The 24,107-nt window shown below is 61.0% G+C and carries 20 protein-coding genes; 7 read left to right on the plus strand and 13 right to left on the minus strand.

Annotated features, from left to right (window positions below; genetic code table 11):
* Nucleotides 1–27 precede the first annotated feature (27 nt).
* The 3 genes from HG800_RS05105 to HG800_RS05115 form a co-directional block, all read right to left on the minus strand.
* A complete protein-coding gene (locus HG800_RS05105) occupies nucleotides 28–528 on the minus strand; it encodes a DUF4174 domain-containing protein (RefSeq protein ID WP_169974378.1) in 501 nt (166 codons plus the stop codon).
* A 140-nt stretch (nucleotides 529–668) separates the two neighbouring features.
* Complete coding sequence (gene uvrB / locus HG800_RS05110) at nucleotides 669–2,732, minus strand: excinuclease ABC subunit UvrB (protein WP_169974380.1); 2,064 nt, start codon at nucleotides 2,730–2,732, stop codon at nucleotides 669–671.
* A gap of 65 nt (nucleotides 2,733–2,797) precedes the next feature.
* A complete protein-coding gene (locus HG800_RS05115; RefSeq protein WP_169974382.1) occupies nucleotides 2,798–3,172 on the minus strand; it encodes a helix-hairpin-helix domain-containing protein in 375 nt (124 codons plus the stop codon).
* Nucleotides 3,173–3,587: 415 nt separating this feature from the next.
* Here HG800_RS05115 and HG800_RS05120 point away from each other — a divergent pair, with 415 nt between their 5' ends.
* Complete coding sequence (locus HG800_RS05120) at nucleotides 3,588–4,202, plus strand: hypothetical protein (protein WP_169974384.1); 615 nt, start codon at nucleotides 3,588–3,590, stop codon at nucleotides 4,200–4,202.
* Nucleotides 4,203–4,408: 206 nt separating this feature from the next.
* Here the strand turns inward: HG800_RS05120 and HG800_RS05125 are convergent, their stop codons facing one another.
* The gene (locus tag HG800_RS05125; RefSeq protein ID WP_169974387.1) at nucleotides 4,409–5,332 is read right to left on the minus strand and encodes a PIG-L deacetylase family protein; all 924 of its coding nucleotides are present in this window, start codon (nucleotides 5,330–5,332) and stop codon (nucleotides 4,409–4,411) included.
* Between the two features lie 290 nt (nucleotides 5,333–5,622).
* On the opposite strand from HG800_RS05125, the gene HG800_RS05130 reads away from it, so the two are divergent.
* Nucleotides 5,623–7,446, plus strand: a complete 1,824-nt coding sequence (locus tag HG800_RS05130; protein WP_169974389.1) for a hypothetical protein — start codon at nucleotides 5,623–5,625, stop codon at nucleotides 7,444–7,446.
* A gap of 36 nt (nucleotides 7,447–7,482) precedes the next feature.
* Here HG800_RS05130 and HG800_RS05135 read toward each other — a convergent pair whose 3' ends face one another.
* The gene (locus HG800_RS05135; protein WP_169974391.1) at nucleotides 7,483–9,123 is read right to left on the minus strand and encodes a hypothetical protein; all 1,641 of its coding nucleotides are present in this window, start codon (nucleotides 9,121–9,123) and stop codon (nucleotides 7,483–7,485) included.
* A gap of 229 nt (nucleotides 9,124–9,352) precedes the next feature.
* On the opposite strand from HG800_RS05135, the gene HG800_RS05140 reads away from it, so the two are divergent.
* Nucleotides 9,353–9,499 (plus strand): hypothetical protein, encoded by a 147-nt coding sequence (locus HG800_RS05140; protein ID WP_169974393.1) that lies wholly within the window; start codon nucleotides 9,353–9,355, stop codon nucleotides 9,497–9,499.
* 150 nt (nucleotides 9,500–9,649) lie between these two features.
* On the opposite strand, the gene HG800_RS05145 is transcribed toward HG800_RS05140, so the two are convergent.
* The 7 genes from HG800_RS05145 to HG800_RS05175 form a co-directional block, all read right to left on the minus strand.
* Complete coding sequence (locus HG800_RS05145; protein ID WP_169974396.1) at nucleotides 9,650–10,006, minus strand: metal-sulfur cluster assembly factor; 357 nt, start codon at nucleotides 10,004–10,006, stop codon at nucleotides 9,650–9,652.
* A gap of 53 nt (nucleotides 10,007–10,059) precedes the next feature.
* Nucleotides 10,060–10,506, minus strand: coding sequence for a SufE family protein (locus HG800_RS05150; protein ID WP_169974398.1), 447 nt, complete (start codon nucleotides 10,504–10,506; stop codon nucleotides 10,060–10,062).
* Between the two features lie 64 nt (nucleotides 10,507–10,570).
* Nucleotides 10,571–11,425 (minus strand): sulfurtransferase, encoded by an 855-nt coding sequence (locus HG800_RS05155; protein WP_169974401.1) that lies wholly within the window; start codon nucleotides 11,423–11,425, stop codon nucleotides 10,571–10,573.
* Nucleotides 11,426–11,541: 116 nt separating this feature from the next.
* Complete coding sequence (gene sufD, locus HG800_RS05160) at nucleotides 11,542–12,912, minus strand: Fe-S cluster assembly protein SufD (RefSeq protein ID WP_169974402.1); 1,371 nt, start codon at nucleotides 12,910–12,912, stop codon at nucleotides 11,542–11,544.
* Between the two features lie 224 nt (nucleotides 12,913–13,136).
* Nucleotides 13,137–14,552 carry a Fe-S cluster assembly protein SufB gene (gene sufB / locus HG800_RS05165; protein WP_152051113.1) on the minus strand — a complete coding sequence of 472 codons (1,416 nt, stop codon included), beginning with the start codon at nucleotides 14,550–14,552 and terminating at the stop codon, nucleotides 13,137–13,139.
* Between the two features lie 91 nt (nucleotides 14,553–14,643).
* A complete protein-coding gene (gene sufC / locus HG800_RS05170; RefSeq protein WP_169974404.1) occupies nucleotides 14,644–15,477 on the minus strand; it encodes a Fe-S cluster assembly ATPase SufC in 834 nt (277 codons plus the stop codon).
* Nucleotides 15,478–15,597: 120 nt separating this feature from the next.
* Nucleotides 15,598–16,281, minus strand: a complete 684-nt coding sequence (locus HG800_RS05175) for a helix-turn-helix transcriptional regulator (RefSeq protein WP_169974406.1) — start codon at nucleotides 16,279–16,281, stop codon at nucleotides 15,598–15,600.
* Nucleotides 16,282–16,806: 525 nt separating this feature from the next.
* Between HG800_RS05175 and HG800_RS05180 the strand changes: the two genes are divergently transcribed.
* The 3 genes from HG800_RS05180 to lpxB all read left to right on the plus strand — a co-directional run bounded on the left by HG800_RS05180 (nucleotide 16,807) and on the right by lpxB (nucleotide 20,528).
* Nucleotides 16,807–17,601, plus strand: a complete 795-nt coding sequence (locus tag HG800_RS05180; protein WP_169974408.1) for a helix-turn-helix domain-containing protein — start codon at nucleotides 16,807–16,809, stop codon at nucleotides 17,599–17,601.
* A 164-nt stretch (nucleotides 17,602–17,765) separates the two neighbouring features.
* Nucleotides 17,766–19,184 carry a sigma 54-interacting transcriptional regulator gene (locus HG800_RS05185; RefSeq protein ID WP_169974410.1) on the plus strand — a complete coding sequence of 473 codons (1,419 nt, stop codon included), beginning with the start codon at nucleotides 17,766–17,768 and terminating at the stop codon, nucleotides 19,182–19,184.
* A gap of 123 nt (nucleotides 19,185–19,307) precedes the next feature.
* On the plus strand, nucleotides 19,308–20,528 hold the full coding sequence (gene lpxB / locus HG800_RS05190) for a lipid-A-disaccharide synthase (RefSeq protein ID WP_169974412.1): 1,221 nt from the start codon (nucleotides 19,308–19,310) through the stop codon (nucleotides 20,526–20,528).
* A gap of 23 nt (nucleotides 20,529–20,551) precedes the next feature.
* Here lpxB and HG800_RS05195 read toward each other — a convergent pair whose 3' ends face one another.
* Nucleotides 20,552–22,336 (minus strand): sigma 54-interacting transcriptional regulator, encoded by a 1,785-nt coding sequence (locus tag HG800_RS05195; protein WP_169974414.1) that lies wholly within the window; start codon nucleotides 22,334–22,336, stop codon nucleotides 20,552–20,554.
* A gap of 233 nt (nucleotides 22,337–22,569) precedes the next feature.
* Between HG800_RS05195 and HG800_RS05200 the strand changes: the two genes are divergently transcribed.
* Nucleotides 22,570–24,102 (plus strand): YifB family Mg chelatase-like AAA ATPase, encoded by a 1,533-nt coding sequence (locus HG800_RS05200; protein WP_169974416.1) that lies wholly within the window; start codon nucleotides 22,570–22,572, stop codon nucleotides 24,100–24,102.
* The last annotated feature ends 5 nt before the right edge of the window (nucleotides 24,103–24,107 follow it).

Genomic DNA, 24,107 nt, shown 5'->3' on the forward strand with positions numbered 1-24,107 from the left:
GAATGCGACGAAAGACTCCCTGAGAGCTTACTCCGGATCGGTTGCCTTCTGCGATCGGATTTCCCGCTGTCGCATTGGCATCGCGTCGATCATTTCATAGATCCGCTGCAAGGGGGGGAGTTTCTCCCAACGCCCTTTTTCCGAACCATTCTTGCCGACAAGGACGATGGCCAGCTTCCCTTCCTCAATTTGGTAGGACTCGCGGAGATGATTCGCGGAATCTTGCGGGATCTCCCGTCCCTCAGCGCGACTCGTTCCATCCTCGAAGACCTCGATGAGCACGATGTCGCGATTGTCCAGCTCAGGACCATTGCGATTCCAGATCATCTTGGTTTCGCAGTACGATCGGTCGTCTCTCGAAGGGGCAAAGATGAGAACCGGTCTGCTGTTCCACTGGTAACGCTTCATCGAAAAGTGGTGCATTGGCCCAGTCTCCTGCTCGGGCGTTTCCTCAGGAAGTGTTGAGGCACGTCCCAGAATGACGGCAAGGACAAAGGGACTGAGCAAAATCAAGGTGCGCAATGACACGACTGAGACTCCTCTCGGGAATTCTCGAAGACGCTCAAACGTCTGAATTTGATGGCCTTCTCTCTCTCAAGGTTAGGTTATGGCCGTGATCGTGTGCAGGAGTTATGCCATGGGGAACGCTCGATCCATGAAGTTCCGGTTCAACCGGGTTTCGGACGACCTCTTCCTTTCTTCCCAGCCCCTCGACGACGAGCCCCCACGGCTTGAGGAGATGCCAGGGGGCGTTCCGGTCCGCCCTCGACCTGAGCACGCAACTGAACGATTCGATCGCGAAGGGCCGCCGCCCGCTCAAATTCGAGCGATTCCGCGGCCTGAAGCATCTCGCCTTCCAACTCGTTCAGATATTCCTCGGTGATGGCAGCCTCCTCATTCTTTCCGACGGCCTTACGGGCAATCGATCGGGCCTGAATCTCCTCCTCGATCCCGCGTCGAATCGCCTTTCGAATGGTTTCAGGCGTGATACCATGCTCTAAATTATAGGCCAGTTGTTTCGCTCGTCTACGATTCGTCTCGTCGATCGCGTTTTGCATGGAGCGTGTGACGGTGTCGGCGTAGAGGACGACCTCGGCGTTGACGTTGCGAGCGGCCCGGCCGATGGTCTGGATCAGGCTCGTTTCGCTGCGAAGGAAGCCTTCTTTATCGGCGTCGAGGATGCAGACCATCGACACCTCCGGCAGGTCGAGCCCTTCGCGAAGGAGGTTGACGCCGACGAGCGCATCGAATGCCCCTTCGCGAAGCTCCCGAAGGATTTGAACCCGTTCGAAGGCGTCAAGCTCGGAGTGGAGCCACTTGGTCCGGGTGCCTTGCTCCTTGAGGTATCGCGAGAGTTCTTCGGCCAGCCGCTTGGTCAAGGTGGTGATCAGAATGCGCTCGCCCCGCTCGGCACGTCGACGAACTTCTTCGAGCAAGGCGGGAACCTGGCCTCGGGCTGGTTCGACGCGAACGACCGGATCGACCAGGCCCGTGGGCCGGATCACCTGCTCAACCACTTCGCCACCAGACATGGTGATTTCGTAATCACTGGGTGTCGCCGAAACATAAATGCGAGGGCCGAGCTTCGTTTCCCATTCGTCGAAGCGCAACGGGCGGTTGTCGAGTGCGCTTGGCAGGCGGAACCCGTGCTCGACAAGGGTACTCTTGCGGCTGAAATCTCCTGCAAACATACCGCGGACCTGCGGGATTGTGACGTGAGACTCGTCGATGAACATCAGAGCGTCCGCCGGAAAAAAGTCGAGCAAGGTGTTCGGCGTCTCACCGGCGTTGCGTCCGGAAAGGTGCCGGCTGTAGTTCTCAATGCCCTGGCAGTAGCCGACTTCGAGCAGCATCTCCATGTCGTACCGGGTCCGGGCCGAGAGACGCTGGGCTTCGAGGAGCTTGCCGTGTTCCTTCAGTTGGGTCAGTCGCTGGTCGAGTTCCTCCTTGATGGCATCGACGGCCCCCTTGATCCGTTCCTCGGGAAGGACGAAGTGCTTGGCCGGATAAATGTAAAGATCCGGGCGCTTCTCGATGACGGCTCCCGAGATGGGGTCGATTTCGGCCAGGGTCTCTACCTCATCACCGAATAGCTCGATGCGGACGGCGGTTTCCTCATAGGCAGGCCAGACCTCGACCACATCGCCCCGGACGCGGAACTTGCCCCGCTCGAAGGAGATGTCGTTGCGGTCGTACTGGATGTCGACAAGCTTCAGGAGCATCTCGTCGCGGTCGATGATGTCGCCGAGGCGGAGGTGAACCATCATCTTCCGGTAGTCTTCGGGAGAGCCGAGGCCGTAGATCGAGGAGACGGAGGAGACGACGATCGTATCGCGGCGGCTGACAAGGGCACTGGTGGCGGCCAGGCGGAGGCGCTCGATCTCCTCGTTGATCGACGCATCCTTCTCGATGTAGATGTCGCGCTGGGGGATATAGGCTTCGGGCTGGTAGTAATCGTAGTAGCTGACGAAATAGCGAACGGCGTTGTGCGGGAAGAAGTCGCGAAACTCGGCATAAAGCTGGGCGGCGAGGGTTTTGTTATGCGAGAGGATCAGCGCCGGTCGGCCCAATCGCGCGATGACGTTGGCCATCGTGTAGGTTTTGCCGGAGCCGGTGACGCCGAGCAAGGTCTGATGCGCGTTGCCTTCGGTCACTCCCGAAACCAGAGCCTCGATCGCCGCCGGCTGGTCGCCGGCCGGTGAGAACGGTCGTTCGATCCGGAATTCGGACATGGCGGCCTCGATTGGGTGGCGAATGAAAAAAATCAGAGGGGCGAAGGAACGTCATCGCCTTGCAATCACGGCGAAGCCGCAGCCGGCGGTTCTGGGACGACGGGAGCCTTGATTCGGACAAAGGGCCGGATGCCGTCAATCGTCGTTGGACCAATGCCCTTCACCCGCTGGGCGAGGGCGTCGAGCGACTCGATCGGCCCTTCGCCACGAGCCGAAAGGATACGATCAACGCGTGTTGGTCCGAGCCCTGGCAACGCGAGCAAGGCCAGTGGCGGGGCGGAATTGATCTCCACCACCATCGAAGACGGAGGGAGCCCCTCGGGAGATGGTTCCCCCTTCGGTGCAAGAAGGACAAGCACGCTCGCCGGCCCCATGATCAGGGCGCCAAGGACGCCGCGATGCCAGAGTCCCCATCCCCAGAGTGGTCGAGTCTGCGGCATCGAATCCCGTCCCTGACACCGGTTCCCTGGAGGATACGTGGCCCGTGGTTAATCGACAGAAATACAGTTTAGGACCGAGGGGAGGGCAGACTCAAGCCGAGTCTTTCTTCAGAGAGGGCCGGCAGGGCTCAAGATCAAATGCCGGTTGGACCGATCCTTCCGTTGGAAACGCTCGATCGATCCTCAATCGGGGTTGACCGGGCAACCGCGGCCTCCACCGGCGTCGCGGATTTTCTTACAGCCGGAGTGATCTTGGTTCGATAATCGTTACGAGCCAAGAACCTGAGCCGGCCTCCCGCCGGAACCGACGGGGATCGTCGGAGTCCATCAGGCGGGAGTGGTCCCGGCGCCGGAGTCGGAGGGGTGGAGGGCCCCCCGAACGGATGGCGATTGATCCCAAGGAGGGGAAGACACAATGACCCGTTCCGCGCGGCACCGGGGCCCGCACACCCCGAGATGGGTTCGCGGCCTGCTGACGGGTGCCCTATTTTTGACAATGTCCGCCAGTATTGGCGGATGTGGCATCCCGTACGTGTTCCGAAATATCTCGCCGCTGCGACCGACCGGTTGGTCGTTCGCCTGGCCGATCCTGCCTTCGCAGTCTCAGCGACTGGAAGAAGACATCGCCAAGGAAGAACTCGACCGAGTGCCGATTCTCGATCCGGTTCCTGGCGAGTTTGCTCCTCCCCCGTGCCTTGATCCGCCCAGCGAGGCGGAAATCTGGGCCAAGGTTCCCAAGTTTCGGGCCGGCATGGACCCGTTTTACACGGTCCAGCGGAACAACGCTCGCTTCGTCGTCGAGAAGATCGGCGAGTCGGTTGATCCGTGCAAGGTCTACCCCCTGGCTGGTCCTTGCCAGCTGATTCACTGTCACTACAAGTGCACCGTCTATTTTGACGAATTGTACTGGTCTGACTATCCGATCCCGTTCAATCACCGCGATGCTCGCGTGGAAGTAATCTACATCGATAAGGATTACCTCCGTCGCTGTGGCGGTCCCGCGGTCGGAACGGTTCCTGGAGGCGGTTGATCGCAACGAGGGTCGGCCCCCTGCACCGACCCTCCTCCTTGCGAGCATCCTTCCATCCCTCGATCCCCGAACATCGACGCCGACGTGGTGGCGGCTCGATGTCCGGGGATATTTCATTTGGAAATGGTTCTTCGTGAAGCGATTGGGTGATTTGACTCCTCGACCATTCTCAACCTTTTGGTATCAACGACGCGTCTCGCGTCTCCTTACTTCTGCTCACCGAAAAAGGGGAAGAGTTTGCCCAGTTCTGCTTTCGAGGGCTGAGAGCCGTATTCGCAAATTTCGAAGGCTTCGGCAACCTTCACCTGCCTGGCAGCCTCTTCACCGACCCAGTCGGCCAGTTCGTCTCGGAACCGATCAGCCACTCCCCCCCAACGACTGAGCGCTCGTTCCCGGGTCCATTCGAGCCGGCCTTCGGGAGAGTCAGGCACCTCGTCGAGGTATCCGAACAGCCAGGGGTTCCACTCATAAAACTGCGAACCGAGGGCGTCGATGGCGGCGACCTTCTGATCGAGCACCTCGTCGATGGGAACGACCACATCGGGTTTGAACGGGTTCGGCTTCTGGAAGCCGTCTTCGGAGTACATGAAGACGGGGTTTTTTCGCAAGGCGGGCACATCAGGGCAAAAGTACGGGACGATGACCATGAAGGCCGCGTCCTGCACCAGGATGCCGGTATAGCGGTGGTCGGGGTGGTAATCGTTCGGTCGGTGGGAGATGACGAGGTCGGCCTCCCACTCCCGGATCAATCGGGTGATAGTCCGACGGTTTTCGAGTGTCGGCATCAGCTCGCCATCGTGAATGTCGAGCACCTCGGTTTCGATTCCGAGAATCTCGGCGCAGCGCTCAACCTCGGCGGTCCGGCGCTGGGCGAGCGCACCTCCGGCCATCTCGTGATGGCCAATGTCGCCATTCGTTGTACTGACAAACTTGACCTTGTGGCCCTGCTTGGCCCATCGGGCAGCAGTACCGCCGGCCTTCAGTTCGCAGTCGTCCGGGTGCGCACCGAAGACAATGATTCGGAGCGGCCGATCGGCATCGGAGTCTGCGTCCTGAGCACGGGCCGCATGGCACCACGGGAAGACGAGGATCAGCGAAAGCTGCACGAGGCATCGAACAGGTGAAGTCATCGGCGGCGGTCTCCTGGTGGAAGCAGATCGGAAATCTCCAGGCATTGGTTCTATCGCGGACTGCGTTCCGGGTCGAGCACTCGGTGCCCGGCGCCGACAGAGACGATTGATCCCGGTACACTGGATCTCAACCGGGCTGGAGGTCCGCATGAGCGTGCCTCCTGTCTCTTGATTCGGAGCCAATCGACGCGGGAAGACGACCGGGAGATCCCTCCGGTGTCTCAACGTCGAACTCGAAAAATTACTGCGTTGATCGTCCGTCGAACCTCAATCGGCCCGGAGGTCGCACCGTGATTGCCCGGAGATCGCCTTCTCGCGGACTGACTCTCTGCTTCTGCGGCCTCGGGCTGCTCGCACATGTTCCGATGGGAGTTCAGGGTAGCCAGCAGGCGTCGAAGGATCGCCAGGTTGCCGAATTGCGAGACGGCCAGCGCGTTTCCGGTCAGCTCGCCGGAACGGCTGACGGTGCAATCGTCTTCGAGTCCGAGTCAGCTTCCCCCCCCATCGCTCTCGATCAGATCGTCCGATTGCAACGCCTTGATGGGCAGAACGAGGCCCCAGCGCGCGCCGATGCTCAGCCGTTTCTCGTCTCGTTTGGGTTTGATCAGCGCCTGTCCGGACGACTGGTGTCCGTCGATGACGAGACGATTCGGATGACTCTGGGGACTGACGCACAGCCCGTAAGCATCGATCGTCGTGCGGTGGCCTCGCTGATTCAGCGGCCGGGAGAGGCTCAGGTCTTCATGGATCGGTTCGATGCGCTTGATCCGGAGGAGGCCTGGATCCTTCAACAAGGGGCGTCGGTTGCTCCCCGAGAGGATGATGAGGGGGCCTTCTTGAACCTCGAGCCCGGAAGCGCTCTGGCTCGGTTGGAATTCCCGGAAACCGTTGACGCTGGTCGGGTCGAGTGTTCGTTTTTCTGGGAAGGAGACCGAGTTGCCGGACAACGATGGTTTCTTGACCTGATCTTTGACGGACCCAATGGTGAGGAGATCACGCGAGTGGTCCTCGGCTGGAGGGACGAATTTCCTTCGGTCGAGTCCCGAGGCGGTCCGGAGATTGTGGTGCAACCCTTGATTCTGGAGCCTGGCTGGCACCACCTGGTGGTCCGATTCGGTCCCGGACGGACCTTGTTGACGATCGACGGGAATGATCTGGGCCGCGGAGGAGGGCCGCGGGGACCGCTCCTTGCCCTTCGATTTCAGACCGAGGCCGCTCGCGATGCGGATGATCCGAAAGGCATCGCGGCTCGGATCGACAATCTCCTGGTGATCCGATCATTTGAGCCGACAAACCATCCGGAAATTGATCCGACCCAGGACGAACTCCGGATGGTGACCGGGAACCAGATCTGGGGTTCCGTGGAGTCGGCCAATGAAACCGGGGCCCGCATTCGACTTCTCGGAAACGATCGAGAGGCGTCGTGGTCGCAGGTGGCGGGAATCTTCTTTCGTCGAATTCCGACTGCGTCGGAACCGCTGTCGGGAACGTGGGTTCGGGTGGAATGGGAGGTCGGCGACCCGGAGTCACGACCGGATCGCCTTGAGGGCGTGCTCCAGGGAATCGCCCCCGACGGCTACGAGATTGCGGTTCCGTTTGCCGGAACGCTGACCATTCCTCGAAGTCAACTCCGTCAGATGGAGATCCTCGGTCCAAAACGTCGACAGGTCATCGATCCCCACGCCCGACATCTCGGTGATCAGATCATGCCGGAGCTCGATCCTCCGTTGCCCGATGGCGATACTTACGATGTCTCCTTCTTGATCGAGGCCTTACCAGAAGAACCGATTGCTCTTGTTCTCGATGCGGTTCACGTGGAAGGGGAATATGAAGGGGGGCGATTCGCCGAAGAGTTGCGGGCTGGGTTTCAGCGGACGAATCTCCGGCTCAATGGCGAGGTCTTCGATGCGATGAATCGGTACGTCCGCGACGCAAACCGTACCCCAAGTCGGCTTCGAATTCCGATCCCAACCAATCAGCTCCGGATCGGCGAAAATCGACTCCGTTTCGAGCAACTGGGTCGTGAACAGGACCCAAGCTATCGCGACGATCTTGGCTTGCTTCAGATTGCCCTGGAATGGAGCAAGCCAGAGCAAGCCTCGACGCCCGAGTGACCTGAACGCATCGGGGGCCCGAACGAGTCCCCACGATCAGTCGTTCTGATCACGGAACGAGTTGATGTAGCTCTGAACGTGCTGTTCAATGTGCCGGGGGACCTTCTGATTCGAAAGGGCCTCCGCCTGAGCGGCGGTGTTGGCCTCGGTGACAGCCTGAGCTTCAATGATGCTCTCACCAATCGTCTGGGCATTCGGCGGGCCGAAGCCTTCCTGCACTGCCTTTCCCTGACCAAGTTGCTGCTTGACCTGGGTATTGAAGGTGCTGGTGTTGTCGGCGGCGATCGGGCGATCACCCTGACCGCGGCCGCGGCCGAGTCCCTCCCCTTGAGTGTTGCCCATTCCTTGACCGAACGCGTTCATGCCGCTGAGGCGGTCGCCCATCTGGTTCAGACCGTCGCCACCCGTCATGCCGTCCTTGGCCATCTCAAGGTCGGCCATGGCGGCGTCAAGCATCTCCAGTTCCGCTAGGTCGCTGGCCATCTGTTCGAGCTGTTCCTGGCTCATCCCGAGGGCATTGGCCGCCTGTTGCAAATCACCCTGGGAGAGCTGCTGCTGGGCCTGGCCGAGCTGTTGGGCCATTTGCTGGAGCTTCTGCAAGTCTTCGGCCTGATCGTTGAGCCTGGCCATCTGCTGCTCAAATTGTTCCTGGCTGATCGCACCTCGATCTCGGGCCTCTTCGAGCTGTTTTTTCCGTTCGTCGAGGTTGGCAAGCTCTTCGAGCTGTTCTTTCATCTCGGAAAGCTGCTCGCGTAGTTCCTCTTTTTCTTGATCGGACATGGAGCCGGACAGGAGTTTGTCTCGGAGTTCCTTCACCTTCTCGGCCGCTTGCTGAAAATCACCTTTGGCCAGTTCGCGCGCAAACTCGTCAGCCGGACCGTCGGAGGTCATCTGATCGAGTTGCTGAAGCTTCTTGCTGATTTGCTGGGAATCGCCGATCTGCTTCTGCCGCTCTTCCAGGGCATTGGTCAGGGAGTTGAGTTTGACCAACGCTTCGTCTTTTTCGCTCGGAGGGGCCTTTGCCAGGGCTTCGGCCGCTTTTTCAATCTCGACGAGCAGCTTATCGGTTTCGGCGAAGGCGGCTTGATCAAGCTTCTGACGGGTTTCGGTGATTCGTTTGTTCAAGGCATCGGCCTGTTTGGCGATCGCTTCAAGCTGCTCCGGATCGATCGATTCGCCGGGCACGGTCGTGGCTCGCGAGAGTTCCGGTACGAACAGCAGACCGACAGCCAGAAGCCCGGTCACCAGCGGCAACCAGGCCGCCCGCGGAACCTTGGGACCGAACGGACTGGCGACATCGAGCGTGTCCAGGTGCCGCTTGGTGTCCTCGATCAAGGCCCGACCCGCGGGCGATTCGAGGAGGTCTGACGGAAGGGTCAGGGCCGTCCCCAGTCGCTCATTGAGATGGAAGGCCCGGTCAATGGCGACGGCAGCGTCGAGTCTGCTCGGCCCGCCGAGCGCTGCGATCAGGATCGCCACGACGATTCCACCGCCACCGGCAATCGCGAACAGAACCGGATGGCTGATCGGCATCGGTTCCGCCAAGACCTTTTCGATCCCGATGGCAATCGCCGTGAGAAACAGGGCTCCTCCCAGGCACCAGACCAGGGCCGAGAGGAACCGTTGAAAGCGTAAACGCCGCCAGACCCTGCCGATCTGCGAGTCGAAGTCGCTCACTGCCTTGCTCCCTCGTTCGGACCTGACGGGCATTGTGAATCACACAAACCTGTTACGAGTGTACGAACCACCTCCCGCTCCTTCAAGTCTTGACGCCGAAGGGCTTCGGACACCAAAGACGGAAATCCGGTCCAGGTCACCTTGAACCGACGACGGGAATCACGTCATAATGTTTGTTTCTCGCCCCTAAAAACCAGGAGGCGATCCAGATCAATGGGGAAGCCGAGTCATGAAGAAGAAGACGAAGCATCGCAAAAGCTACGCCTGGCGGAAACGAGCCGATAGCTCCCCGGTGGCCAAGGGGCGTCGTCGAAAGCGTCTTGGGGTTCGCAACCCCAGTAAGCTGCGATTTGCGGGCGGCAAAAAGAAATCCTGAGCATTAGGCTTTCATTTCCGTCAGCGCCTGACGAAACGGGGCCAGTTCCCGACCCATTCGCATCGGAATGGGTCGGGAACTGGCCCCGCATGTGTTTCCAGGGTCAAGCAACGAGAACGTTTTGCCTGGAGTGCGCTCTCGGCTCCGAAGTCAGTACATCCCGAGTTCATCTCGGGCATCTTCGGACATGCGATCGGGAGACCAGGGAGGGCTCATGACCAGTTTCACGTTGGCCTTTGAGACCCCTTGAAGCGATTCGATCACCTCAGTCGCTTCCCGAACGATTTGAGGTCCGGCTGGACAGGCCGGAGAGGTTAAGGTCATCTCGACATCGATCTCCCCCTCTCGGGTTGCAACCGTGTAGACCAGGCCGAGGTCGACGATATTGACGCCGATCTCAGGGTCCTTCACGGCTTTCAGGGCGGTCAGGACGATCTCCTGATCGGGCCCTTGGCCCAAGTCTGGGGACTGAGTCGGGTCGGGCTGCGGCGTGGAAGCGTCGGTCATGACAGGGATTCCGAAGTCGGGGACGAGGATTCGGGACGAAGGAGGCTCGGGGTTCATTTCTGCTGAGACTGTTCGGTCGAAGCTGCTTCGGTTCGAGCCACCATGGCCTTGAGGCGCTGAAGAACTCCGGAGAGACCGCTCGTGCGTTGCATGCCCAGAATCTCGGCCATTCCGGTGCGTTGAATCAGGTCGTTAGGGACGCTCAGCACGTCCTCAACGGTTGCACCGTCGAGACCCCGCACCAGCAGGCACACAAAGCCCCGCACGGTCGGCGCTTCCGGGGGAACATCCGCGAAGAGATGGATGTGCGGTCCCTGACGTTCCAGAAAGAGGAAGACCGGCGACTGGCACTCAGGAACCCGATGCGCCTCATCCTTGTACTGTGAGAGCCGATCGGGGAGCGGAGGGAGATCGTTCGCCAGGTCGATCAGCAGTTCGATCCGTTCCTGACGATCCGCCTCGCGCAGTTCCTCGACAAGTTCATCGAGTGCAGGGGGCAACGGTCACTCTCCATCGGGCTTGAGGCCAGTCAATCAGGGACAATCCATCTTCGAGTCACGACGATCACTCAGAGCCCCGAGCAATCGGAACACCGACGAGGTTCCCCCATTCGGTCCAGGAACCATCATAATTCCGCACCCTGGGATACCCGAGCAGGTAGGTCAAGACAAACCAGGTCAGGCTCGATCGTTCCCCAATCCGGCAGTAGGCGACAACCTCATCCGACGAGTTCAGGCCGGTCTCCTGCTCGAAGATCCCCTTCAGCTCATCGACCGACTTGAAGGTTCCATCCTCGTTGACCGCCCGAGACCAGGGAACACTCTTGGCTCCAGGAATATGACCAGCGCGAAGTGAGCCTTCTTGAGGGTAGTCGGGCATGTGCAAGAGTTCTCCGGTGTATTCACCCGGACTTCGCACATCAATCAGTTTCTTCCCGGCCTTGAGGTGGGCAAGCACTTCGTCGCGGAAGATGCGGATCTTGGAGGGATCGCTTCCCTTGACCGTGTAGTTGGTCCTCGGGTAACTGGGAGTGTCCTTGCTGAGGGGGCGCTTCTGGTCGATCCAGAGTTTCCGACCGCCGTTCATGATCCGGCAGTCATCGTGCCCGAAGAGCTTGAAGGCCCAGAAGGCGTAGCAGGCCCACCAGTTCGACTTGTCGCCGTAGAAGACAACCGTGGTGTCGTTGGCGATGCCGCTTCGCGAGCAGATGTCCGCAAATTTCTCGGCGTCGATATAGTCGCGGATCAACTGATCCTGGAGGTCGCCTTGCCAGTCGATCTTGACCGCGCCGGGCACATGGCCCATGTCGTACAGCAACACATCCTCATCGCTTTCGACAATGCGAACCTTGGGATTGTCGCGTTGTTGCTCGACCCAGTCGGCAGACACGAGCACTTCGGGATGGGCGTAATCGGCCATGGTTGGGGGGTTCCTGGATTCACTCACAAATGGATTCGAAATCCGCAGACGGCAGGGCCGTCTGCGGATCGCAGGGTGAAGGCGAAAGATGCGTGATGACAGGCAAGGCCTCTCGTTCAGGAGCCGACGGTTTCGGTCAGACTCAACGAGGAGGTGCTGCCAGACTCGAGTTTCTGAGCGACCGCCTGAGCCAGGGTGTCTCGGACCGGTTCGACGCTGATCCGATCATAGACGTTGGCAAAGAAGCCCTCGACGATGAGCCGGGTTGCCGTCGCGCGGTCGATCCCTCGGGCCTGAGCGTAGAAGACCATCTCCGGATCAACCGGACCGGCGGTCGCACCGTGTGTGCAGCGGACCTCGTTGGCCTCGATTTCGAGACCCGGAATCGAGTCAGCCCGTGCGTCCTCGTCGAGGACGAGGTTATCGTTCTTCTGGTAGGCGTCGGTATGCTGGGCGTCGGGCTCAACCTTGATCATGCCTCGCCAGACGAGGCGTGACTTGTCCTTCAATCCACCTTTGTAGAGCAGGTCGCTGGTCGTATTCGGTGCCATATGATCCTGACGGGTAATGTACGTCAGATTCTGTCTTCCCGAAGTGAACATGACACCGTTAACCTGCGCCCTGGCCTTTTCTCCCACCAGGGCCACATCCTGATTCACCTTCGCGACCCGGCCACCGAGGCCACCTACCGTCCACTGCAAGGCGGCATCGGCACCGACGAGGGCTCGCTCTCGGCTCAGGTGCCAGGTTGCCTCGTCCCAGTTCTGAAGGTTCACGAATCGGAGCTTTGAACCGCGACGGAGAATCAGCTCGACACCGCCGACATGCAGACCGGGTTCCTTGCCACGGTCCGCTCCAGCGGTTTCCTGGACGAGTGTCGCCTCGGCCCCTTCGTCGAGCAGCACAAGGGTGTGGTTCAGATCCGTCGTTCCTTCGGGAGAGAGGCCGATGAGATGGAACAACGGCACTTCGACCTTGACCCCTTTTGGCACATAGAGCAGCACCCCTCCCGTCCAGAAGGCTGCATGAAGGGCGGCAAAGGCGTCGGCGTCCACTTGGAACGCCTCAGTCATGAGGTGATCACGAAGCAGGTCGGGATGCTCCTTGATCGCGGTGGCAAGATTGAGGAAGACCGCTCCGCCGAGTTTCGAAGCGTCAGCAACGCGCGTCGGACACCCATCGACCTGAGCGATGCCGGTGCCATAAAGGGAATCGAGGCCCCTAGCGACTGGATCAAGGGCGTTCCGGGCCGCTTCGGATGGCTCTCGAGAGGACGGGGGAGTAAACCGATCGAGCTTGAGCGCACGGATGTCGGTGCGTCGCCATTCCTCATCGCGAAGCGTCGGGAGGGGAGTGGTCTTGAACCGCTCGAACGCCGATCGACGACGATCGAGCAACCAGCTCGGCTCGTCGCGAGTGTCGAGGAACGAGGTGAAGGTCGCTTCGGTGAAGCCGCCGGCGGCTGGAGTCGTGGTGGCGCTGCTCATCGCATTTCGTCTTGATGTCTTGGGTCGCAGACGGACAGATTCGGTCGGCACGCCGGGTTGGGCTCGATCGGCGCAAGGAGGCGAGAGATTCCGGGAACACCATCCGATCGGAAACACGATTCCGACCGGACGGACGGAGCAAGATTGCAAGCGAGCCAGGCCATCGGTTCTCATCGCGGAGACAAAGCAGACTAGGGAGAACCGATGGCCGAGTGAGGATCGAATTAGCCGACCGAGCCTTCCATCTGAAGCTGGATCAGCTTGTTCATTTCGACGGCGTATTCCATCGGCAGCTCCTTGACCAGAGGCTCAATGAAGCCGGAGACGATCAAGGTGCTGGCCTCGGCTTCGGAGAGACCTCTGCTCATCAGGTAGAAGAGCTGCTCCTCGCCGATTTTCGAGACGCTGGCCTCGTGGCCGAGCTTGACATCATCTTCCTCGATCTCGATGTACGGGTATGTATCTGATCGGCTGATCGGGTCGAGGATCAAGGCGTCGCAGACGACGTTCGACTTCGAGCCCTTCGCCCCGTCCATCACCTTGAGGAGGCCTCGATAACTCGATCGGCCGCCGTTCTTCGAGATTGACTTGGAGATGATTCGGCTGGAGGTGTAAGGCGCCTCGTGAACGACCTTGCCGCCGGCATCCTGGTGTTGCCCCTTGCCGGCGAAGGCGATCGAGAGGATCTCGCCGCGAGCCCCTTTGCCTCGCATGTGGACGGCGGGGTACTTCATGGTCAGGCGGCTACCGAGATTGCCGTCGACCCACTCCATCAAGGCGTCCTCGTGGGCGACCGCTCGCTTGGTCACGAGGTTGTAGATGTTGTTCGCCCAGTTCTGGATCGTCGTGTAGCGGCAGCGGCCGCCCTTCTTGACGATGATCTCGACGACGGCCGAGTGAAGGCTCTCGGTCGTGTACATCGGGGCGGTGCAGCCTTCGACATAATGGACCTGAGCACCTTCTTCGACAATGATCAAGGTTCGCTCAAACTGGCCCATGTTCTCGGCATTGATCCGGAAGTAGGCCTGCAGCGGGATGTCCACCTTCACCCCAGCGGGGATGTAGACGAACGAGCCTCCCGACCAGACGGCAGTGTTCAGGGCGGCGAACTTGTTGTCGTCGTGCGGGATGATCGTGCCGAAATACTCGCGGACCAGATCCGGATACTCCCGGACGGCCGAGTCGGTATCAGTGAAGATCACGCCGAGCTTCTGCAAGTCTTCACGAAGGCTGTGATAGACGACCTCAGATTCATACTGAGCGCCAACACCGGCAAGAAACTTCTTCTCGGCCTCGGGAATGCCGAGCTTATCGAAGGTCCGCTTGATGTCAGCCGGCACGTCGTCCCACGACTTCCCTTGCCGGTCGGCGGCCCTCATATAGTAGTAAATGTCGTTGTAGTCGAGTTCCGATAGGACACCGCCCCAGTTCGGGGTAGGCTTCTGCCAGAAGACCTCAAGGGCCTTCAGGCGGATCTGCCGCATCCAGTCAGGCTCTCCCTTCATCTCGGAGATCTGATTGACAACCTCCGCAGACAAGCCTTTCTGGCTCTTAAAGTTATAGTTGGCGTCCGAATCACGGAAGCCATACTTGTACTCTTCGTTGATGCCCTTCACCTGGGCGTTGAGGTCGGTTGCCATGCGGAATCCTCCACCGTCGGGCGGTGAGCAGGGATGAATTTGGAAAAAATCAGAATTTCAACACAAATGCGGATGTGGTCCGAAGGAGTTCTCAGAAGGCCGAAGAAGAGGTCATCCCCGCACGCTCTTCGAGTTCGTCCTCGTCCTTGGCGGCTTCGGGATACTTGGCTCGGACCCAGTCATACCCCTCACGTTCCAGTTGATCGACCAGTTCAGGCCCGCCGTTCTCGACGATTCGACCACCGAACAGGATGTGCACAAATTGGGGCTGAATGTAGGTGAGGATGCGCTGGTAGTGAGTGATCACCAGGACACCTGTCCCCTGGCGTTCGGCCACGCGATTCACCCCCTCGGAGACGATACGGACGGCGTCGATATCGAGACCACTATCCGTCTCATCAAGAATGGCGAACGATGGCTGAAGCATGGCAAGCTGGAGCACTTCGGCCCGCTTCTTTTCACCGCCAGAGAAGCCTTCGTTGAGGTAGCGACGAGCGAACTCGGGGTCCATGCCGAGTTCATTCATCACGCTCCGCAGGTCCTTGCGGAACTCCCGCATCGGAATGAGTTCTTCACCTTCCTTGCGGTCGGGGTTGCGAACGTTGGTCACGGCATGCCGGAGGAAGTTGGCAACGGTGACGCCAGGGATGGAGGTCGGGTACTGAAAGGCGAGGAAAAGTCCTGCTTTCGCCCGTTCATCCGCCTCCATTTCCAGCAGGTCGACACCATTGAGCGTGGCAGAACCTTCGAGAATCTCGTAGTTCGGGTGACCCATCAACGCGTAGCTCAGCGTGCTCTTGCCCGAACCGTTGGGACCCATCAAGGCATGGACTTCCCCTTGACGTAGGGTCAGATCGACCCCCTTGAGGATTTCCTTGCCTTCGACGGCAACACGAAGGTTCTTGATCTCCAGGACTTTGCTCATCGTTCGGTGGCCTCGGTGGCTCTCGTCGCGGGTGCCGCCGGTCGGCGCGTGGTCCGACCGGCATTCAGGTTCACAGGTACCGGGCAATCGGGCCAAGGGTCTGAGAGACCGGGGATTCGGTCAGCTTGCCTGAGCCCGGGAAGGGTCGGATGTTGGGGGAGGCTTGGCCTCGAAATCACAGGACCGGTGCCCGTCGAGACGGCACTGGCTGAGACGAAGCCCGTGGCCAAGAACCTTCTCGAACATTTTGCGTTCCAAGGCGCAAATGTCTCGGTCGGCCTCAGCAAGCTCGAAGTAAGGGCACGAGTGAAGTTCGAGCACCGGCATTGCGTCACCTCGCTGGGCGACCTCGGTCTCGATCCCCCGTCCGTGCAGCACGGTTCCGAGTTGTTCGAGGCGCTCTTGCCAGCCACGGCCGCGGACCTCGTTCCGATACAGGTCGGCCAGGCGATCGGTGATCCGGGTGAACAACATACGCCTGAGTTTGCGATCCTCGACGTTGCGCATCAGCTCTTCCCAGAGCGCGACCGCAAGGTCCGCGTAATTTTGACCAAGGCGGCGGTGCGCCTCGACACTTGCCTGATAGACGTGTCGAGGTCGTCCGCGTCCCACATGCTCGGCCCGACGTTCGACCAGCCCGGCACCGCAGAGCCGGATCAGCCGATTGCGGACGGCAGTGGCCGTGACCCCCAGCTCCGTAGCCATCTCGGCGACCGTCAGCGGACCTCGTCGCCGAATGAGATCCAGCAACGGTCGGTCGGAACTGTCCGGGTCAAAACCGCGACGATCAAACTGGGTGGTCATGGTCAAAATACCTCCCCCTTCCATCCTCATGGGGCTCATTCTAAACCGACCCCGTGGGGTCGTCCACGGGTTATTCGATTTTTCCGCAAAAAATAGTGTGAAAAATACCGGGTGACGGAATGCGGAATTGGTCGTTGCGTGGATTGATGGCCGTGTCACGCCAATCGTCGGCTGCCGTTTAATCAGGAAAGCGGAGGGGTATGGCGTGCTTCATCGAGAGGGGGTACGATCGATTCGGGAAACATCCATGACGAAAATGGGAAACCAGGATATGGATGGATTGCCCGCGTCATTATAGAACTCAAAGGCTGATTCATCCCTGACCTGCTCCGGATCCGCAGCCGAACGTCGTCGACGGTCGATGGCGTTGGTGAAGCGAAGTGGTTTGCACCGGCAACGATGAGGCTCCTGGCCTCTTGACAACCATCGACGGTGTTCTAATTTAACCAACTTAGGCCGCGGTTCGGCTGCCGTGCCGGCCCCGAGCGGCGATGCTTCGGGAGGTCCCCCGCCGGGGTTCTGATTGTGGCACGAAAGAAGACCTCGCATTCCCGCCTCAAGCTCAAAACGGTGATCTCTCACCGCTTGAAAGAGGTTCGCCAGGAACTCTTCGGAGAACATGGCGGGCCTGAACTGGCGAGACGGCTGAACCTGCCGGCTCGCACCTGGTACAACTACGAAACCGGTGTCACGGTTCCGGCCGAGGTCCTGCTCGCCTTCATTGATCAGACGGGAGTCAACCCGGTCTGGCTCCTTTCGGGGGAAGGGCCGCGCTATCGTCGCGGTCTGGAAGATCAGGTCCTTTCGGATCTCACTCCCCAGGAATTGATTCGACGAGGTCTGGAGAAGCTCGAAGAGCGTGATCCAGAAGCACTGTCCGTCGACCACGACGACGCTGAGCAGACCGAGGAATTTGTGACGGTCGGGGTCGTCAATTCCGAGGACCTGGCCGGTGATGTCAGCCCGCTGCGGGCGATTGATTCGATCCTCGTTTACCACGGCTGGCTAAAACACCCGAAGTCCACGGTAGCGCTCCGGATCGAGGATGACGCGATGCATCCGATCCTCCCCATCGGCTCGATGGTCGCCGTTGACTGCGCGATCCGAGGGGCTGAGGAGCTTCAAGGACGCATCGTCGCGGCTCGGGTGGAAGGTCGGGCCGTGATCCGATGGCTTGAACTGAGTGGTCGTCACCTGATTCTCCGGCCCAACCGCTCAAGCCCTGATACGCCCACCGTGGCGATCGAACCGGCGGCTGTCGGTCAGGGGGCGGGGCCAATCCTTGGTCAGGTGGTCTGGTCCTGGAGTCGGTTCATCTGAGCCTCCCCAACCGATTTCTCGAATCGAGTGCGTTTGGTGCTTGCATCTGATGCTCCCGCGCATGATCCTGATCGCTAATTGCGATCTCGCCGGCAGGCGTGGGCCTCGGGCGGCGACGCCCCTCCGTGTCGGCAGTGCACATCCTCCTGTCTGTGCCGGCCCTCATGGCAGCAGTCCGATCCTCGGGTCCAAGACGCCCGGAGACCTTATTACAACTCTCCGGAGAACCGGTCTTCCTGCTCGGGCCGACCGGGCGCTTTCTCTACGTGAATCCCGCGTGGGAGGAACTGACCGGAATCCCCGCCTCGACGGTCCTGGGACGCAACGACGAATCGACGATCCAGGCCCCCCATCACTCTGAAGTGCTCGATTGCTTTCATCCCCCGGTCGAGGCGATGGACGGAGTCGCTGTCTCGACGATTGGACGGGTTCAGTGTCTCGATGGACCGAGGCACTGGCGACGTCTCGAATTTTGGCCCCACCATGACCGAGACGGACGAGTCCTCTTCATTCTTGGTCTGGTCCGGCCCATGGACGAGGCGTCCCTCGCTCCCGAATCGCCCGGGGCTCGACTCCGGGCGGAGCTCTGGAAACTTCGAGAAGCCTTTGAGCAGCGATTGGGAACGGATTCTCTGATCGGGTTTGGGCCGGCTCATCGACGATTGATCGATCAGATCGAGGCTGCCGCCGTGGCGAAGGTGCCGGTCTTGATCGTCGGGCCTCCCGGCTCGGGCAAACGTCAGGTGGCCTGGACGATCCATTCTCGGGCTGGGCGATCGGATGCTCCCTTCGTGGTGATCGACTGTGCGGCCCTCCCTGCCGAGGTAATCGATCGGGAACTCTTTGGGAGTCCCGGGGCTCGATCGAAAGGTCCTGCTCGTCTCAAGATCGACCATGGTAGTCTGGTCCTGAGAGACGTCCTGGAACTCCCTAGAGATCTTCAAGCCCGCCTCGCCGAAGCCCTGACGCTTCCCGACTCCCCCCAGGTCCGCGTACTTGCCCTGACAGGGGGTGATCCAGAGGACGCTCTGCGGGAAGACCGTCTCAGGTCCGACCTGTTCTACTCCCTTTCGACACTGGTCATCCGCCTCTTGCCGCTTCAGCAGCGCCTGGAGGAGCTTCCCGTTCTGGCTCAGCACTTCCTTGATCGGGCCAACCGACGAACCGGGATTCGGCGGCTCGGTTTTCGTCCCGAAGCAATCGAGACCTTGGTGCAATATGATTGGCCGGGAAATCTCAGCGAGCTGGTCCGGGTCGTCGACTTCGCCCATCAACGGGCAACCACCGAGATGATTGGCCCCGAGCACTTGCCCCCGGACATCCAAGGGCATCTGGGCAGCGCGTACTTGCCTCCGGCGCAATCCCAGGAGCAATTTCCGCTCGACGCGATGCTCGAACGCCTCGAACGTCGCCTGATCGAACAGGCTTTGCGATCGGCTCGGGGCAACAAGTCGTTGGCCGCCAAGATGTTGCACATTTCCCGCGCGCGCTTGCATCGCCGCGTTCAGGAACTCGGGCTTGCGGGAGAGCCTGAGGACGAGAGCATCTCGCTCTCCGCTCGGGGTGATGCCGATCGTGATTGATCCGACTCGCCGGGCTGGGGGAATGCGTTGCCTGGGGTTCACCCCTGAGCGGTCCTCTGCTAGCCTGCGGCGAGGGCCAAAGGGATTGGCCCGCGACCGATGCATGGAGGCGAGCGTCGCACAATGCGGATCTTCATCTCCTGCGGTGAGCCGAGTGGCGACCTGCATGCCGCAAACCTGATCCGGGCGCTTCGTCGCCGTCTACCGGGTGCCCGGTATGTCGGCTTTGGCGGACCCCGGATGGCCGAGGCTGGGGCGTCGCTGCTTTACCCGCTGGTCAACTTGGCAGTCATGTGGATTGTCCAGGTGATTCTGAATCTCCACGTCTTCGTCGGCCTGCTCCGCCAGGCGGGGCGTTCCTTCAAAGAGGAACGGCCCGACGCGGTTGTCTTGATCGACAATCCCGGTTTCAACTGGGGAGTGGCCCGCAGGGCCAAGGCGCTTGGAATTCCGGTCATTTACTTCGTCCCTCCCCAGCTCTGGGCCTGGGCCGGCTGGCGCGTGATCAAGGTGAAGAAGTACGTGGATCACGTCCTCTGCACCTTGCCGTTTGAGCCCTCATGGTACCGGGACCGAGGTTTTCAAGGGGCCGAGTATGTTGGCCACCCTTACTTCGACGAACTGGCGGATCGGCTACTCGATGACGCCTTTCTGGCCGAGCAGCGGGCACGATCCGGCCGGGTCGTCGCGTTACTTCCGGGCTCAAGGACGCAGGAAGTCGAACGCAATTTCCCAATGATGCTCCGCGCCGCGGCCCTTGTGGCCCGGTCGCGACCGGAAGTCCGGTTTGCCGTGGCCTGTTTGCACGATCGGCACCGCGACCGTTGTGCCGAGATGATCGCCGACGAGCCGCTGGTGGCTGGGCTTCCGATCGAGCTTTATTCCGGTCGGACTCCGGAACTGATCCGACTGGCCGATCTCTGCTGGGCCGTTTCCGGTTCCGTGAGCCTGGAACTGATGACCGAGGCCTTGCCGACCGTCGTGGTCTACAAGCTCGGGGCGGCACATCTCTGGCTGGCGAATAAGATTGTCCAGGTCCGCTACATGACTCTGGTGAATCTGTTGGCCGATGCCGAGCTGATGCCCGAGTATCCCACCTCGGGCGATGTCTCTCAGGAGATGGCCGATCACGCATTGACCTGGCTCAACGATGAGGCTGAGCGGCTTCGCGTCTCGGAATCACTGGCCGCTTTGCGCGATCGGGTCGTCTTGCCCGGAGCGACCGAGCGCGCGGCTGACCGGATCGCCGCCTTGCTGACGGCCGATCGTCCGGCCCCTCGTGGTCCTCACCGACCGTTGCGGGTGCCGAGCAGTCAGGACGAGCGCATCGAGCAAACAGGCTGACGGCTTCCAATGACGACTGGGAGTCACCGCGACTCCCGGTCGTTGATCCACTGGCGGAGGGTATTGGCCGGAATCCCGAGGTCCTTTTCCGCGGGTGAAGGCCCTCCGAGCCAGCTCACGGAGAAGCATCGCCAGAGGTCCTCCCAGAGGGGCAAGGGGAGGGGAGGCTGCCCCTCCTGCCAGTCTCTGCTCTGTTGAACGGCCTCCCAGGCTCCGGGAAACCGCTCGTCAAACAACGAGTCGGCCACCTGCCGGGCCTCGTCGGCATCAAGGTCCGTCCCCTTCGCCAGAATCTTGGCGGCCAGGGCCCGCAGTCGGCGTTGCCAGTCATTCTGGGTAGCAGTTGAGGGGGGGCGAGGTGAAGAGGTCGACGCCTGGGACACCAAAGAAGACCGAACTGTCCGCTCGCCAGCGGAGGCAAAGGGCTCAATCTGCGCCCATTCCAGCTGATCCGCCTCGCGATAGTGACGATAGATGGCCCGCTCCAACACATTGCGTAATTCGCGGCTGTTGCTTTCCTCAAACCTGAGCGTTTTCAGTCGAGCGACCGCATCGTCGGCCAGTTCAAGATCGACCCCGAGCTCAGCGGAGAGGGTGCGGGTGAGCCATCGGGCCTGGGCCTCAATGTCTTCCGGACGATCACGGAGCGGAGGGACCGCGACCAGCAATCGCTCGACCCGAGCCAGGAAGGCGACGGGCAATTCCCCTGACTGCCGGCGTTCGCGCCAGGGACCCGTTTCGACGGTGAGGACGACGGCACACTCGGCGCGTCGGCGGATTTCCTCTTCCCCAAGCCGACCGTATTCGCCGTCTTCGAGAAACGAATGCAGGATGGCGGAACAGGCAGGCGGCAACCGATGCACGTCGTCGAGCAGAAGTACTCCCTTGCCGGCCGCGGACACCAGACCGGGGCGATCTTCCCTCGCATCGGTAAATGCCCCTCGTTTGTGGCCGAAGAGGATGCTCCGAAGCAAGGTTTCGTTGGTGAGTTCGCTGCACGACGCGACGACCAGAGGGGCCGATCGCCGGTCCGAGGCCGCATGAAACAACTCGGCCAGACCTCGCTTGCCGGTCCCACTCTCGCCGTCGATCAAGAGGCAGGGCAGGGGACGCCTCATCCGACTGCCCGAAGGCACGTCCGCCGATCCAATCAACTGGGCCAGATCGAAAAGCTGCGCGATCACCGCGCCAAAACTCTCCGATTGAGAGATCAGGCCGCGATCCCCGATTTCCTGAGCAAAGGCTCGGACCGCCGGAACCGCCTGGTGGCGCTCAACGGCTCGAACAACCTGTTCGGCCAGATCATCGGCCCCTCCCGAGCCGCCCGCCCCCTTACGAATAAACCGATCGCTCGGAAAATCGTCGGGCCGGGGATAGGCTGAGTACAGCAGGCCCTGAACTTCGGGGTGCACCCGCGCCGCCTCGGCGACGAAATATTGACCGGCGCGTTGCCCTCCCGCATCATCCGAGAAGCGCTGATCTGAGACCACCGCCGCAAAGGTCTGCTGGTTCAAGAGCCGCCGAGCCACCTCGAACGATCCTCCCCGTTCCCGAACGAGATGCAGATGGACCTCGAACGGGGATCGGTAGCGGAAAGATGCAACCCGATTGCTCTCGAAACCATGCGCCGAGACCTTGATCCGCACTGGCCCCCGAGCATCGTCGGGAGCCGCTCCGCGACGGAGTAGCCCGGCAATTTCTCGGCTCTGCGACAGGCTGCGTCCCAGTTCCTGCACGAAGCCGGGGACGAGCGATTCGAGGACCCTCGGATCGTCGTCGAGGATCATCACATGCGGAATCCAGGGCATCAGCGAAACCTCGGCCGGGGAGATCAGGCGACGTGCTTCACTGTACCAGACCGATCCGAGGCTTCGCGAGGGTGGCATCGGGCCCTGGCAGAATTCCGCCGAAGGGTTGGACTCTCTCTCCTTCTCGGATTGCCGAGCATGGTGGACACTTGCAACCTGAGCGTCGCGTGGTACCATCCGATCATGAACACGGCTCAAGGCGATGGAGCCGGCCTGTCCCGGCGGGGTGCGTCATGCTCGCCAAGCTCGCGTCGTACACGCTGATCGGGATCGAGGCCGAACCGGTTGAGGTCGAAGTCGATGTCTCGGCAACTCCGGTACCCAAGACGGTGCTGGTGGGCTTGGCCGAGGCCGCAGTGCGGGAGAGTACCCACCGCGTCGAGCGTGCGCTGGTCAACTCCGGCTACCGTCGACCTTCCGATCGGGTTGTGATCAATCTCGCCCCCGCGGATCTCAAAAAGGACGCTGGCGGCTTCGACCTGCCGATCGCGCTCGGGCTCTTGCTGGCCAGTGGCCAGATCAGCCTGGAACGTCTTGGGACGTTTGCCGTGGTCGGCGAGCTGGCCCTGACCGGCGAAACTCGGCCCATCAAGGGGGCACTCGCAATGGCCCTGCGTGCCCGTCGAGAAGGCCGAACGGGGCTCCTTGTTCCCGCCGCCAACGCCTCCGAGGCTGCGGTGGTCGAGGGACTCGACGTATTCCCGATCGGCAGCCTGGCCGAGGCCGTCGGATTCCTTTCCGGCCAGCTCGACACGGAGCCAACGGCCGTCGATGTCGACGAGGTCTTCCATCGTGCCGCTCATTATGAAGAAGATTTCTCCGACGTGAAGGGCCAGGACGGCGCCAAGCGGGCCTTGCTCATCGCCGCCGCAGGCTCTCATAACTTGTTGATGATCGGACCACCGGGCACGGGTAAGACCCTCCTCGCCCGTCGCTTGCCGACCATCATGCCCCCCTTGACGCCGGCCGAAAGTCTTGAAACCACGCGAATTTATAGCGCGATGGGATTACTCGGCTCGCAACCCCTGCTCGGCGTTCGTCCGTTCCGATCCCCGCACCATTCGGTCAGTGACGCTGGCCTGGTGGGAGGGGGAAGCACGCCCCAGCCCGGAGAGATTTCGCTGGCCCACAAGGGCGTCCTGTTCCTCGATGAGCTTCCTGAATTCAACCGCAAAACCCTCGAAGTCCTCCGCCAGCCCCTGGAAGAAGGCTGCGTGACGATCAGCCGAGCCCTGCGGAGTGTGACCTTCCCGGCCGATTTTGTCCTGGTTGCGGCCATGAATCCGTGCCCGTGCGGCTATCGCGGCGACCCGCGCAAGGCGTGCAGTTGCTCTCCGCCACAGGTCGAGCGTTACCTGGGAAAGATCAGTGGCCCCTTGCTTGATCGGATCGACCTGCACATTCACGTTCCGGCGGTGCCGTTTACCCAGCTTGCCGAAGCGCCTCCTGGTCCTGATTCGGCCGAATTCCTGGAAAAGGTCCTCGATGCCCGGGCCCGACAACTCGATCGCTTCGGCTCGGCAGGCCCCGGCGTCAACGGTCGAATGACCCCCCGCCAGGTCCGGAAGATTTGCACCTTGAAACCTGAGTCGTCCGCCTTGCTGAAAGGGGCGATGGAGGAACTCGGACTCTCTGCCCGAGCTCACGATAAGGTCCTCCGCGTCTCCCGGACGCTCGCCGACCTCGAAGGAACCGACGCCATTGAACCACAGCACGTAGCCGAGGCCGTCGGGTACCGATCACTTGACCGGAGTGTCTGGGCCTGAGTTTC

The sequence above is a fragment of the Tautonia rosea genome (assembly GCF_012958305.1).
GTDB classification, from domain to species: Bacteria; Planctomycetota; Planctomycetia; order Isosphaerales; family Isosphaeraceae; genus Tautonia; species Tautonia rosea.

Bases quoted from the DNA above. Each gene is read 5' to 3' on its own strand.
- uvrB (WP_169974380.1), bottom strand. From the start codon at position 2,732: ATGTCCGAATTCCGGATCGAACGACCGTTCTCACCGGCCGGCGACCAG.
- HG800_RS05115 (WP_169974382.1), bottom strand. From the start codon at position 3,172: ATGCCGCAGACTCGACCACTCTGGGGATGGGGACTCTGGCATCGCGGC.
- HG800_RS05120 (WP_169974384.1), top strand. From the start codon at position 3,588: ATGACCCGTTCCGCGCGGCACCGGGGCCCGCACACCCCGAGATGGGTT.
- HG800_RS05125 (WP_169974387.1), bottom strand. From the start codon at position 5,332: ATGACTTCACCTGTTCGATGCCTCGTGCAGCTTTCGCTGATCCTCGTC.
- HG800_RS05140 (WP_169974393.1), top strand. From the start codon at position 9,353: ATGAAGAAGAAGACGAAGCATCGCAAAAGCTACGCCTGGCGGAAACGA.
- HG800_RS05145 (WP_169974396.1), bottom strand. From the start codon at position 10,006: ATGACCGACGCTTCCACGCCGCAGCCCGACCCGACTCAGTCCCCAGAC.
- HG800_RS05155 (WP_169974401.1), bottom strand. From the start codon at position 11,425: ATGGCCGATTACGCCCATCCCGAAGTGCTCGTGTCTGCCGACTGGGTC.
- sufD (WP_169974402.1), bottom strand. From the start codon at position 12,912: ATGAGCAGCGCCACCACGACTCCAGCCGCCGGCGGCTTCACCGAAGCG.
- sufB (WP_152051113.1), bottom strand. From the start codon at position 14,552: ATGGCAACCGACCTCAACGCCCAGGTGAAGGGCATCAACGAAGAGTAC.
- sufC (WP_169974404.1), bottom strand. From the start codon at position 15,477: ATGAGCAAAGTCCTGGAGATCAAGAACCTTCGTGTTGCCGTCGAAGGC.
- HG800_RS05175 (WP_169974406.1), bottom strand. From the start codon at position 16,281: ATGACCACCCAGTTTGATCGTCGCGGTTTTGACCCGGACAGTTCCGAC.
- HG800_RS05185 (WP_169974410.1), top strand. From the start codon at position 17,766: ATGGCAGCAGTCCGATCCTCGGGTCCAAGACGCCCGGAGACCTTATTA.
- lpxB (WP_169974412.1), top strand. From the start codon at position 19,308: ATGCGGATCTTCATCTCCTGCGGTGAGCCGAGTGGCGACCTGCATGCC.
- HG800_RS05195 (WP_169974414.1), bottom strand. From the start codon at position 22,336: ATGCCCTGGATTCCGCATGTGATGATCCTCGACGACGATCCGAGGGTC.
- HG800_RS05200 (WP_169974416.1), top strand. From the start codon at position 22,570: ATGCTCGCCAAGCTCGCGTCGTACACGCTGATCGGGATCGAGGCCGAA.